This window comes from Rahnella woolbedingensis (assembly GCF_003602095.1).
GTDB lineage: Bacteria > Pseudomonadota > Gammaproteobacteria > Enterobacterales > Enterobacteriaceae > Rahnella > Rahnella woolbedingensis.
Genome location: NZ_RAHH01000005.1, coordinates 50,798 through 63,647, shown reverse-complemented (window position 1 = coordinate 63,647; position 12,850 = coordinate 50,798). Strand labels below are relative to the sequence as shown.

General features: G+C 48.0%; 12 protein-coding genes. 6 read left to right on the top strand and 6 right to left on the bottom strand.

Annotated features, from left to right (window positions below; all coding sequences use genetic code 11):
• Positions 1-21: 21 nt before the first annotated feature.
• A complete protein-coding gene (gene xseA / locus D6C13_RS05010) occupies positions 22-1,395 on the bottom strand; it encodes an exodeoxyribonuclease VII large subunit (RefSeq protein ID WP_120131732.1) in 1,374 nt (457 codons plus the stop codon).
• A gap of 168 nt (positions 1,396-1,563) precedes the next feature.
• Here xseA and guaB point away from each other — a divergent pair, with 168 nt between their 5' ends.
• Both guaB and guaA read left to right on the top strand, forming a co-directional pair.
• Positions 1,564-3,030: an IMP dehydrogenase gene (guaB, locus tag D6C13_RS05005; RefSeq protein ID WP_147408171.1), complete on the top strand. Its 1,467-nt coding sequence runs from the start codon at positions 1,564-1,566 to the stop codon at positions 3,028-3,030.
• A 104-nt stretch (positions 3,031-3,134) separates the two neighbouring features.
• Positions 3,135-4,712 (top strand): glutamine-hydrolyzing GMP synthase, encoded by a 1,578-nt coding sequence (gene guaA / locus D6C13_RS05000; RefSeq protein ID WP_120131730.1) that lies wholly within the window; start codon positions 3,135-3,137, stop codon positions 4,710-4,712.
• A gap of 299 nt (positions 4,713-5,011) precedes the next feature.
• Here guaA and D6C13_RS04990 read toward each other — a convergent pair whose 3' ends face one another.
• The 4 genes from D6C13_RS04990 to D6C13_RS04975 form a co-directional block, all read right to left on the bottom strand.
• Complete coding sequence (locus tag D6C13_RS04990; protein WP_120131729.1) at positions 5,012-5,344, bottom strand: type II toxin-antitoxin system HicB family antitoxin; 333 nt, start codon at positions 5,342-5,344, stop codon at positions 5,012-5,014.
• A gap of 40 nt (positions 5,345-5,384) precedes the next feature.
• The gene (locus D6C13_RS04985) at positions 5,385-5,603 is read right to left on the bottom strand and encodes a type II toxin-antitoxin system HicA family toxin (RefSeq protein WP_244212634.1); all 219 of its coding nucleotides are present in this window, start codon (positions 5,601-5,603) and stop codon (positions 5,385-5,387) included.
• Positions 5,604-5,739: 136 nt separating this feature from the next.
• Complete coding sequence (locus D6C13_RS04980; RefSeq protein WP_120131728.1) at positions 5,740-6,399, bottom strand: DUF3313 domain-containing protein; 660 nt, start codon at positions 6,397-6,399, stop codon at positions 5,740-5,742.
• Positions 6,400-6,538: 139 nt separating this feature from the next.
• Complete coding sequence (locus D6C13_RS04975; RefSeq protein ID WP_120131858.1) at positions 6,539-6,973, bottom strand: GNAT family N-acetyltransferase; 435 nt, start codon at positions 6,971-6,973, stop codon at positions 6,539-6,541.
• A 342-nt stretch (positions 6,974-7,315) separates the two neighbouring features.
• Here D6C13_RS04975 and D6C13_RS04970 point away from each other — a divergent pair, with 342 nt between their 5' ends.
• Both D6C13_RS04970 and D6C13_RS04960 read left to right on the top strand, forming a co-directional pair.
• Positions 7,316-8,677, top strand: coding sequence for a site-specific integrase (locus D6C13_RS04970; protein ID WP_120131727.1), 1,362 nt, complete (start codon positions 7,316-7,318; stop codon positions 8,675-8,677).
• A gap of 911 nt (positions 8,678-9,588) precedes the next feature.
• A complete protein-coding gene (locus D6C13_RS04960) occupies positions 9,589-10,143 on the top strand; it encodes a hypothetical protein (RefSeq protein WP_147408170.1) in 555 nt (184 codons plus the stop codon).
• A 324-nt stretch (positions 10,144-10,467) separates the two neighbouring features.
• Here the strand turns inward: D6C13_RS04960 and D6C13_RS04955 are convergent, their stop codons facing one another.
• Positions 10,468-11,340 carry a hypothetical protein gene (locus D6C13_RS04955; RefSeq protein WP_120131724.1) on the bottom strand — a complete coding sequence of 291 codons (873 nt, stop codon included), beginning with the start codon at positions 11,338-11,340 and terminating at the stop codon, positions 10,468-10,470.
• Between the two features lie 342 nt (positions 11,341-11,682).
• Between D6C13_RS04955 and D6C13_RS04950 the strand changes: the two genes are divergently transcribed.
• On the top strand, positions 11,683-12,228 hold the full coding sequence (locus tag D6C13_RS04950) for a recombinase family protein (RefSeq protein ID WP_120131723.1): 546 nt from the start codon (positions 11,683-11,685) through the stop codon (positions 12,226-12,228).
• 49 nt (positions 12,229-12,277) lie between these two features.
• Positions 12,278-12,505, top strand: a complete 228-nt coding sequence (locus tag D6C13_RS25455) for a hypothetical protein (RefSeq protein WP_147408169.1) — start codon at positions 12,278-12,280, stop codon at positions 12,503-12,505.
• Positions 12,506-12,850 lie beyond the last annotated feature (345 nt).

The following is a 12,850-nucleotide window of genomic DNA, read 5'->3' as shown; positions in this document are numbered from 1 at the left end:
GGAGGGGGTTAAACCCAAAGCTTATTTAACCGCACGTTTCCGCGCTTTCTTCTCAACGACAACCGATTTCACTTCACTTTCAATCCAGCCATCGGCCAGACGTGTTTTCAGCGTTTCGCCCGCTTTAGTCTGCGTCGTTTTCTTCAGCAATGCGCCCTGCGGTGTCGTCGTCACGCTGTAACCACGGGCGAGAGTCGCCAGCGGGCTGACGCTCTCAAGCTGTGTGCAGGCGGTACCAAAACGCTGACGGCTTTCGGTCAGCTGTGATGACATCGCCTGTTGCAGCCGGTATTGCAACTGCTGAACCCGCTGCTGGGCGCGGTGAATACGCGGTTGCGGCTGCTGTTGCGTCAGGCGTTGCTGTAAACGGTCGGTACGGCGCAGCATCTGGCGCAAATGGTTTTGCATCGCTTCATCCAGCCGACGACGCAATTTGAACAGCGCCGTTTGCTGGCGTGCCAGTCGTAAATGCGGATGTTGCTGTTGCAGGCGATGATTCAGACGCGTGAAGCGCTGAGTCAGCTGCGCGAGGTAATAATCCATCGCCATCTCAAGGCGCTGTTGCTGCGACTGGATCTGGCGCAGCAGTTCAAGCTGATTGCGGCTGATGAGTTCTGCGGCGGCGGAAGGCGTTGGCGCACGCAAATCCGCAACAAAATCGGCAATGGTGACATCGGTTTCGTGGCCGACGGCGCTGACAACAGGAATGCGGCTGGCAAAAATTGCCCGCGCCACACGCTCATCATTAAAACTCCACAAATCTTCCAGCGAACCGCCACCGCGCCCGACAATCAACACATCCACTTCTTCACGGGTATTTGCCAGTTGGATGGCACGGACAATTTGCGCCGGTGCATCCACGCCCTGAACGGAGGTTGGATAGATAATGACGGGTAACGACGGGTCGCGACGTTTTAAGACATTTAAGACGTCATGCAGCGCAGCGCCGCTGGCGGAGGTGATCACGCCGACGCATTTAGCAGGTGAGGGCAGTGGCTGTTTGAACTGAGCATCAAACAGACCTTCGGCGGCCAGTTGTTGTTTGAGTAAATCGAATTTTTGCTGCAACAGGCCGTCACCGGCTTCCTGCATGCTTTCGGCAATCAGCTGATAATCGCCACGCGGTTCATACAAAGTAATGGTCGCGCGAACCAACACCTGCTGACCGTTTTGCGGACGGAAAGTCGTGCGGCGATTGGTGTTGCGGAACATCGCACATTTGACCTGCGCGCGGTCATCTTTGAGGGTGAAATACCAGTGACCGGAAGACGGCTGGGAGAAATTTGAAATCTCGCCGGAGAGCCAGACCTGACCCATTTCGTTTTCCAGCAACTGTCTGACCGTCTGATTCAGGCGGCTTACGGTAAAAATTGGAGGCGAAGAAGGTATCGACATGTGATCCAGATCAAATTCAAAAACAGAGACTTAATCGGTCGATACTACATGCCAGAGAATGGTAATCAAGAAGTTTTTGAAATAGTTCTGGTCGGAATGCCTACTCACCTGTATACTCCCGCTGCAATATTTTATCTTTTCCGCATCCACCTTGGTGAGATATTGCCCATGCTACGTATCGCAAAAGAAGCACTAACGTTCGACGACGTTCTCCTTGTTCCAGCCCACTCCACAGTTCTGCCCAACACTGCCGACCTCGGTACTCAACTGACCGCTAAAATCCGTCTGAATATCCCTATGCTGTCCGCAGCTATGGATACCGTGACTGAAGCGAATCTGGCGATTGCTCTGGCGCAGGAAGGCGGCCTCGGATTCATCCACAAGAACATGTCTATTGAGCGTCAGGCGGATGAAGTCCGTCGCGTGAAAAAGCATGAAAGCGGTGTTGTTGCTGACCCGAAAACGGTCACACCTGCGACCACTCTGCGTCAGGTTAAAGAACTCACCGAAATTAACGGTTTTGCCGGTTACCCGGTGGTGACTGAAGGCAACGAACTGGTCGGTATCATTACCGGTCGTGACGTGCGCTTCGTGACCGATCTGGAACAGCCTGTGACTGCGGTCATGACGCCGAAAGAGCGCCTGGTCACCGTCAAAGAAGGCGAAGCCCGCGAAGTCGTACTGCAAAAAATGCACGAAAAACGCGTAGAAAAAGCGCTGGTTGTTGACGCGCACTTCCATCTTCTCGGTATGATCACCGTTAAAGACTTCCAGAAAGCCGAACGTAAACCAAACGCCTGTAAAGATGAGCAGGGCAGCCTGCGCGTCGGTGCTGCGGTTGGCGCAGGTGCGGGCAACGAAGAACGTATCGATGCACTGGTTGCTGCTGGTGTAGACGTTCTGCTGATTGACTCCTCACACGGCCACTCCGAAGGCGTTCTGGAACGTATCCGCGCTACCCGCGCTAAATACCCGGATCTGCAAATCATTGGCGGTAACGTCGCGACTGGCGCAGGTGCTCTGGCACTGGCGAAAGCAGGTGTGAGCGCAGTGAAAGTCGGTATCGGCCCCGGCTCAATTTGTACAACCCGTATCGTGACCGGCGTTGGTGTTCCGCAAATTACCGCCGTTTCTGACGCGGTTGAAGCGCTGGAAGGCACCGGTATTCCGGTTATCGCTGACGGCGGTATCCGCTTCTCCGGCGACATCGCAAAAGCTATCGCTGCTGGCGCAAGCTGCGTGATGGTCGGCGGAATGCTGGCGGGCACTGAAGAATCTCCGGGCGAAATCGAACTGTTCCAGGGCCGTTCGTACAAATCCTACCGCGGTATGGGTTCTCTGGGCGCGATGTCCAAAGGGTCTTCTGACCGTTACTTCCAGACGGATAACGCCGCTGACAAACTGGTACCGGAAGGTATCGAAGGTCGCGTGGCGTACAAAGGCCGTCTGAAGGAGATCATCCATCAGCAAATGGGGGGTCTGCGCTCCTGTATGGGGCTGACCGGTTGTGCTACCATCGACGACCTGCGCACCAAGGCTGAGTTTGTCCGCATCAGCGGTGCAGGGATCCAGGAAAGCCACGTGCATGACGTGACGATTACCAAAGAGTCACCGAACTACCGCATGGGATCCTGACCCTAAAGACAGCGAGCTAAAGGCTCGCTGTCTGCTTTTAAGATTGTTAGAAAATTTAACCTGTTGTTTTAACGCTTTTATTGCTTTCTGGAAAACGCCCCCTCATGAGCGAAAATATTCACAAGCACCGTATCCTGATCCTCGATTTCGGCTCCCAGTACACCCAACTTGTTGCGCGCCGCGTGCGTGAACTTGGCGTCTATTGCGAACTCTGGGCCTGGGACGTAACCGAAGCCCAAATCCGCGAATTCAATCCGAACGGGATTATCCTGTCCGGCGGCCCGGAAAGTACTACCGAGCATGACAGCCCGCGCGCCCCTGATTACGTCTTCGAAGCCGGTGTGCCGGTTCTTGGCGTTTGCTATGGCATGCAGACCATGGCGATGCAGTTAGGCGGCCATGTTGAAGGTTCTAACGAGCGCGAATTTGGTTATGCGCAGGTTGAAATTCAGACTGAAAGCGCGTTAATCCGCGACATTCAGGACGCCCTGAGCGAGAACAACAAACCGCTGCTCGACGTCTGGATGAGCCACGGCGATAAAGTAACGGCTATCCCGTCCGATTTCGTGACCGTAGCCAGCACCGAGACTTGCCCGTTTGCCATTATTGCCAACGAAGAAAAACGCTTTTACGGTGTGCAGTTCCACCCGGAAGTGACGCATACCCGTCAGGGCCTGCGCATGCTTGAGCGTTTCATCATGGACATCTGCGAGTGCGAAGCACTGTGGACGCCAGCGAAAATCATCGAAGACGCCGTTGAGCGTCTGCGTGTGCAGATTGGCGATGACCACGTAATCCTTGGCCTGTCCGGTGGCGTTGACTCCTCCGTGACCGCCATGCTGCTGCACCGCGCCATCGGCGATCGTCTGACCTGCGTATTTGTGGACAACGGCCTGCTGCGTCTGAATGAAGCGGATCAGGTTCTGGAAATGTTCGGTGACCGTTTCGGTCTGAACATCGTTCACGTCGCTGCCGAAGAGCGTTTCCTGTCTGCGCTGGCCGGTGTGGATGAGCCGGAAGCTAAACGTAAAATCATTGGCCGTGTCTTCGTTGAAGTCTTCGATGAAGAAGCCTGTAAGCAAGATGCGGTGAAATGGCTGGCGCAGGGCACCATCTACCCAGACGTGATCGAATCTGCGGCCTCTGCTACCGGCAAAGCGCACGTGATCAAATCACACCACAACGTGGGCGGTCTACCGAAAGAAATGAAACTGGGTCTGGTTGAACCGCTGAAAGAGCTGTTCAAAGACGAAGTGCGTAAAATCGGTCTGGAACTCGGCCTGCCATACGACATGCTTTACCGTCACCCGTTCCCGGGTCCAGGTTTAGGCGTTCGCGTGCTGGGCGAAGTGAAGAAAGAATACTGTGACCTGTTGCGTCGCGCCGATGCGATCTTCATCGAAGAACTGCATAAAGCCGACCTGTACAACAAAGTCAGCCAGGCGTTTACCGTCTTCCTGCCAGTGCGTTCCGTAGGCGTGATGGGCGATGGCCGTAAATACGACTGGGTGGTTTCCCTGCGCGCAGTAGAAACCATCGACTTTATGACTGCACACTGGGCGCATCTGCCGTACGATTTCCTTGGCCGTTGCTCCAACCGCATCATCAACGAAGTCAACGGCATTTCCCGCGTGGTGTATGACATCTCCGGTAAGCCACCGGCGACGATTGAGTGGGAATAAGATTTAGCGAAAGCTGAAGCCTGAACCCCATAAAACGCCAGTGTGATCGCAAGATCCACTGGCGTTTTTTTATGCATGAAATCTTTTTAACGTATTATTTCACATGCGCCGAAAACCCGTTTATCTCCGGTGTGATTTCCGTTTTTAGCGTCAATGAAGGAATATCGTAATCGCCGCCATTTTGCGTGCCATTCTGATAAGCGCGCAGATGAATTACGTGAACTGCTGAGACAGGCGCTGGCAGCCGGTGAGATTTTCGAACCGTCGACGGCGGAAAATACAATAAGGGTGTACGCTCGCTAATTGTGAACAGCCTGAATCAACATATCGTTAATCCACTGATTCACGCTTTTACCAGATATTTCTGCTGCAACGTTAATTGCTGCATGGACTTCAGGCTGAATGCGCAGGCTGATTTTACCGCTTGCCGGTCGCTGGGGCGCTCTCCCTTGCTCAGCGCAATAACTGAGGTAATCATCAACTGCTTCTTCAAAAACGGTTCTGAGATCTGTGACGTTATCCGCATGAAAACCTATTACGTCCTGAATACCGGCGATATGTCCGACCAGACACTGATCCTCATCGCTATATTCTATCCTGGCTGCGTATCCCAGATAGGTCATGGTACTCATGGCTTTACTCCTGTCGCTTCCAGAAATGTTCTGGCATCTCTTACTGATAAATTTTCGCTTCTTTCTCCGGATGTGGCCGGTGAAATGAGGCAACAACATGATTAAGTTCAAAGCGAACCCGCGATCCTTTGCCTTCACTGACTTTGGCACCTAAAGCGATAAATAAAGCCTCTATTTTCCGCCATTCGAGCGCCGAAGGCGTGGGTAAAGCGAAAATGAGATGTAATGTTTTCAGGTGCGCGGCATTGAGCATCTTCATTGTTTATCGATCCTTCGAAAGTTGCTGCCGCCAAAACATGATGATATCATTATTTGATATCAAAAGTGTGGTTTGAGAAAGAGCGCAATAAAAAAGGCAGCCCTCTGGCTGCCTCATTGTCATGCTTAGCGAACTATCACTCGCTGAACAGCTTAGTGTCGTTTGCCAAACTATCTACAACGCTTTTCAGGTCATTGGCTGTGACTTTCTGGGTATCGTTGGAAACCTGTTTCCCAAACCCTTTACGGACAACTTTAATGACCGTCTTACCTGTGCTCGCATCAACCAGCTCACCTTCGAAATACACTTCGGTATCACGTGTACGGTGACCGGTCGCAGTTTCTGTACCCGCAACCACCAGGGCGACCGGAATCACTTCATAGAACTGCAGACCTTCAGCTGAAGTATTCACACCAGTAATCGCACCTTTAAAGATCAAGGTACGCGGGCCAGCATGATCGGTCAGCGGCAGGCGTTCAGCAAGCGCCGGTTTCATACGGCTGTTGGCATAATCCAGAACCCCCTGAAGGGTGTCTTTACTGATTTGTTGAGTTGGCTGCGGTTCCGGATAGAACTTGATTGGCTCGTATTTAATGTAGGAGTAGTTGGCTTTTTTGAATGAAGGGTCGATCCAGCGAAGAACCGGATTGCCGCTTGCAGTTTTCACTTCCTTAAGGCCTGAATAGTCCCCAAGGAAACCGGAGAATTTATCCGCTTGTGTGACATGGTTGGTACAACCGGCCAAAAATAACACACCGGCGACAGCAGCAACCTGCATCAGTTTTATTTTTTTCATTCGTACCCTCGAAAAATTTTAAGGAAGACAAAGTATGTATAGCACTGCTAGGGAATTTAACCTCTTAACAACAAAGAAAAATTGATATGAGTCAGAATCGCGAAAATATGCCAATACCTGCTAATAATTCAGTTTCTAGTCATTTTTCGGGTGAATGAAACAAGTAATACTCGCCCTTAGGGCTGTCTCCCCTCGAAAGGATAATCCAACCTTTTGATAAGTAAAATCCGACCGAATTTTTACTCTTCACTAAACATTTCAGAGAACCTCTGCGGGTAAAAGTGGCTTCGGCAGCATGAAGCAAAGCTGAGCCTGCGCCGCTTCCCTGAAACTGCGGATCGACAAACAGGTTATGCAGGAAATTCTCTTGCGTAAAAATAGAGGCAAATCCCAGCAGATGCCCGTCGCGTTCGGCGACCAGTATCTTTTCGCCGATAACCGCACGATCAAAATCTTCGAGCTGAAAATCGTCTTCCAGCCAGGTCCAGGTATGTTTTCGGGAAGCCAGATAAAGCGTGCGTAAAAAAGGACGGTCGGCCTCATCATAAGGGCGGACATTAAGGGTCGATGGCAAAGAATAAGCCTCCATTAAGACTGCAGATGATTGCTGTCCGAAGTGCGCAATCCATGACTGATACTGCCAGTGGCATTGGTTAAGTTCAATTTGGTTTTGCCGGCAGAGCGCGGACATGTGTATTACCGGCTTACCAATTGTTGATTGATCTTCTGCCCTTTGCCGCCAATAATGCTTTCTTGAATCGGGGTGCCTGCTGACAAAGCGTGGCTGAGATTTTACCCGTATTACCTGATCTGGATTATGCCAGCGTAGCCATGGCAATTATTCTGATAAAAATCAAACAATTACTTCTATTTTTCGTCCTGTTTTGTTCAGCCGTAACACATTGAGGCTCATCAAATGGGACACAAAACCATTCGTCATACCACTAGACGTAACGGGATCTACTACGTTCGCTTTCGTCTGTCCGGCATAAAATATTTCCGTAAGTCGCTGGAAACAGACAGCTACGCCCAAGCGCACTCGGTAATGTCTTTTGCCTCTCCTGCCATTCACTTAGTGCAATGCGGGGCTATCAAGCCCGAGCAGTTTTCCGCTCGCCTTTCTGCGATCACCAGTCGCTTGAAACAACAAGCTGACCACTGGTTAGCACAACAATTCCTCAATGATGAGCGGTGTGAAGTCCAAACTCAGCCGATAACAGCGCATGAAAATCGAGATGCTGTAGCTCCTGCTGTAGTTGCGGAGCAAAAAGAGCTAACTGAGCCAGAAAACGCTTTAACTCTAGCTGGCGCATGGAACATGTACAGAAGCGAGAAGGGGCGTAGCTGGACTAAAGCAATCGCCCAAGCCAATGAGCGTTTTATGGAAGTACTGCTCGTAGTTTTGGGTGCATCAACGGACGTAAAGGCAGTCACCAGGCAAGATATTAAGCAGGTGATGGAAGTTGTAGAAAACCTGCCTAAGCGTGTTGTTCAGCCGTATCGCTCAATGACTATTCAGCAACTGATCGAATGTGATGATGTTCCACCAGATGATCTGGTGGGGGCCGAGGCAATTCATAAACATCTCAAAATTTATAAATCATTGTTCAAGACCTTTCTTACTGATAGCAAAGAGATCCTGGATAAATCGCCGACTGATGGCGTAGTGGCGGCACCATCGAAAACAAGGTTTGGTGCGTACAGCGCAACGGAGATGAGAAAATTTGTGGGTTGGGCGCTCAAGCAGCCTGACGGCTGGCAGAAGTGGATCACATTATTATTGGCTTACACTGGAGCAAGGAGAGGTGAGATAGCCAAGCTGGAAAAAACGCAAATCAAATACGATGAAGACAGCCAGCGTTATTACCTTCTGATTGCCGAAGGCGGACAGGGAAAAACAGAAAATGCTACACGACAAGTAGCGATCCATCCCAGTTTGATCGAGTGGGGCTTCATCGATTTTGTGAATCGTCAGTGGAAAGAGAAAATATTTTCTCCAGTGGCAGGTAAGAATATGCCGAAGATTGGCAAGGTTTTAGCTGATATCCGCGATCAGCTTGGTATCCCGTACCTTGATGATTATGGACAGCGGCGGCTGGTGCATAGTTTCCGGCACACAATGATCTCGACCTGTCTGGCTGGATGGGTTGGAAACTTGGCGCACTTGCAACAGGTTGTCGGTCATGAGAAAAGCGGGACGGGGATCACCAGACGCTATTTACATACGTTTCCGCTATCTGCGGTTTGCTATGTGATCGACGGATTATGCTGGTATTAATTTTCTGCCTTCAAGATCACCCGTCAAGTTGGTGGGGTAATAATATTCTGATGATGGACTTCGCTTCACAATTAGCGATTTTCACCATCGGGGTAATGCTGTTTCCGCTATAGCCATTCTTTTCTCCGTCACTCTCCCAAACTGTTGCTTCTGTCATGTTCAAATGCCAACCCTGTAATGGATGAACCATAACTGCGGTGTGGTTATCTTCATGCTGAGCAGCTAAGTTTTTTCACATTAGTTGCAAAACTACTAATCATTAACTTGATCACTTTTAACGATCAATATATAAATATTGATCTGTTTAATCGATTGATTGAGGTGTCCGATAGCGAGGTGTCGGGCAATCAACTTTCAAACGAGGAAGGTGATTAGTGATTAAAATCATAATGATATGCTTATCTTTAAGCTCATGTGCAGCGCTTGGCGATGATGGCAGTGTGTCAGGTGAAGTCGCAGAAAAGATTCAGAGCGAAATTCAACATGCGGGTTATGAGTGTGAGCGGATCGATAGCGTTGAAACGCGATGGTTCTTTGGAACAACGGCGAATGTCATTTGCGATAGGGTTTTCCGTTTCGTTTTACGGTATGAGCGGGGAGGCGTAAGTGTTGAGGTGGCCAACCTTTAACAATTAATTGGTAATCGTCGCACTCTGATCCGAAGGTGTTGTTTTTGTCGACTCTCAGACGATTGATACGGCCCCGATAATTGACCAGAGAATCCTGACAAAGGTCAGGCTCTGCCGTGGTGATCACTGAGCCATGAATGATTGCTACTCGATGAGAGTAGCGGTTAAACGCCTAAACATTCTACGCCTTCGGCGCTTTATGTTGGTGTACCCAACAAGGCGCTAAATGGGTATTATTACCTAGAAAAATAGTGTTAAGCAAAAGCGGTAATGGATAACTGTATGAAAATTAAGAGAAAGCCGTTTGACCAATTTTTGATGCATGACATAGAAGAGCTAAATGGCGATTTGGAAGAGGCATACCTAGAGGCAGCCTTCCCATTAATTGGTCAGATCGTCATGTATTTCAACGCATTAGAAAAAGATTTGGATAGTTTAATTTATGAAAGTTTCAGCGACCGCTCTGATCAACTTGGTATCATTGTGATAGGCGGGATGAACTACTCAGCGAAGATCGATCTTTTCAAAAGATACTCTGACCTCTTACATATTGCTTTGCAAGGATCCTATGAAAAATATGACTCTTTGATAAAAGATTTAAGAGAGTGTGGCAGGTTACGAAATATTACTGTACATGCAGATTGGAATAACACGGATCTTGAAGGTTATACTTATTTAGGAGTGAAAGTTACCAAAGAGGGTATTAACCAAGAATATATTCAGTTTAGCATTGATTCCCTCAATGATATTCTTACTTTGATACATCACACGCGCTTTAAGTTAAATGAATACTGGGATGCTAGAGGTATATTGCATTCCAAGAAACTACAAAAATAAATCATTTTGTGACATTAACTACAGCTTAAAGAAATAGTAAAGTCTGGAATGTTAGCAAGTACAGCCATCGCTGTTGGTATCATTGATAAATCTGTGGATGATTGCAAAGAGAATTGCAGATGTTGGCGGTGAGCCATAAGGCTACGCTTAAATTGGAGCTTGTAGACCATATGCAAACTCTCCCAGCGTCTCACCACGCTCCCTTGTGGATACACGATTATCCTGATAAATGATTGTTGTTTGACTTAACCTCGATGAGGCCACCCAAAGGCCCCGCTTGTTGTCTTACTACCAAGGGGGCTTTATGGCTTCTATTACCCAAAATCATTTTGATATGAATGGTATTCGATCTAACCATGAGTTCCAGTTTATTTTTCCATCATCAAACCCAGTGTACTTTATTAGCACCAAGGGTAATAAACGGTGTAGAGGTGCATAGTAATCTTTCATCTTGAAAACAATACCTGCCTTTGTCGTAGCAGTTAAACTTCCATTATGGAATAGTGCATTTCTGAGATGGACATACGTCATTACAGATTTTTGAGGGTTTTGTGGATTATCTTGCTTAATGTCGAATCCATAATTTATAAGTACATTTTTTATTGGGGTTGCAACACATTTGGAGGTGTAATCATTTTCTATGGCACGGCATAATGATTCTAAAGCAGAAAACAATAAGTAATATGAAATATCTACAAAACTTTCTTTAGCTCTGAAAACTTCAATTGTTTTAAAAAATGCCTTTCTGAATGCTTCTGTTACAGGTGTGTCTTCTGAAAGTAACAGCGTCATAGTTTTTTCTATAAATAATTCACGAGATTTTGGGCAGAATGTGTCATTGATTATGACGCAGCCACCGCCATTTTTCCTAACGTGAGTCTCAATCTTTCTGGGATAGTCATCCTCAAGATTGTTATATGTCTCGTTGTGGCGTAATTGATTGGATATTATAACATCTCGATGATCAATAAAAGAAAGGACAGCTTCTAATTTGTGAATGACTTCTCTTGTTTCTGTCAGTGTCATCTCAGTATTATTATTTTTGGAAATTTCAAGGAAAGCGGTAAGATTATATGCGTTGTTATCTTTCGATAATGTATTTGCCTCCTTGAAAGTTGTATATAAAGGAATTATTTTGACATTAGCATAGGTGATTTGTTTTGTACATTCGTAACCGTAAATTCCGAACCTGAGCATATATTTGTCATCCTTCATACTTGAGCGCTAATTTTGTTCGTCCAACCCGCACCCGTGGGTGGCCCGCTTCTCACTTTCTCTAGTTTACATCCTGAGCCTAGAAATATCCCAGAGCTATAAGAGATCGGCTAAGTAAACCATTAGAACGCTAACTATTTTACCGGATCTTTACCGAATATCCCATGGATACAACTGCGTTACATTTATTTCATTGCGTTGTAGTTTGCCTCGCTTTATTACAACAGGCGAAACGCTGCCTTTTTGTAGTAAAAAGCCTTGATCTAAAGTAATACGCTGTTGTAATTTGATTGCGTGAAGTATTTTACAACGAGAGAGGATGGAATGGCGAACATTGGTTACATGAGGGTATCAACCACACAGCAGCATACAGATCGCCAACTTGCTGGCGTAACGCTTGATAAGATCTTCGAAGATAAGGCTTCGGGTAAGAACACCCAGCGACCTCAGTTTGAGGCCATGATGAACTACATCCGTGAAGGTGATGTTCTGCATGTTCATAGTATTGATCGTCTTTGCCGTAATACTGCTGACTTGCTGGCAACGGTTGAGCAATTAACAGCGCGTGGTGTTGTTGTTCAGTTTTACAAAGAGGATTTCAAGACCGGAAAGAATTCTCCAGCGGGTAACATGATGTTAACCGTGCTGGCAGCAGTGGCCCAGATGGAACGTGAGACGATGTTGGAACGTCAGCGCGAGGGATATGAAGCTGCAAAAACAGCAGGACGCATCACCGGACGTGGTAAAGGTCGCGCTATTGACCGTGAGGCCATTAAAGCAGAACTCGCAGCAGGTAAAACCATTCGTGCAATCGCACAAAGCCACAACGTGAGCACTAGGACAGTAATGAACATTAAGGCCGAAGCCTGATCGACCACCAAACATCCTCTCTTTGACCTCGCTTCTGCGGGGTTTTTTAATGCCTGAAATCCACAACAGCGTAAGCTGTCCCGTAGAACCTTCCCACGCTTCATCAGAAGCCCTTAGCGGCGTTTGCCGTCGCGATCTGAATCACGATTACCACAATCATCGCGCCTTCCAGAACGCGTCCCATGTGCCTGAAAATCTGGCTGAAAGCTGCGCGATTCTCAACTTCTCTGATTTTTTGGTGAAGGAATTTTTTTTTCAGCGAAATGGGGCGTTGTGAGTGAGTCTGGTTTAGCACGAGATGAACACCCAGGTCGTGATTACTCGCAGACAGAATTGACGAACCCGCAATTGGCGTAGCGTTCAGACCTGAATGTTATCTACTCAACACCATAGCGAGGATCGCTTTGTTACCACAACCACGCGTGGAGAGTCGCCCGGATGGGTCGAGATAAGGTAGGTTTTGGTCATTTAATTGTATTTGATCATTATTATCAGGCTATTTATTTTGAAAAAAAGATCGTCAGGTGGCGGGGTGATGGGCAGGCGTAACTCAGGTGATTTTCACCAGGGTAGAGACAGCATGGTGTCCTTGGTACGTTCGTTAGTTAAGATCCTTTACTAA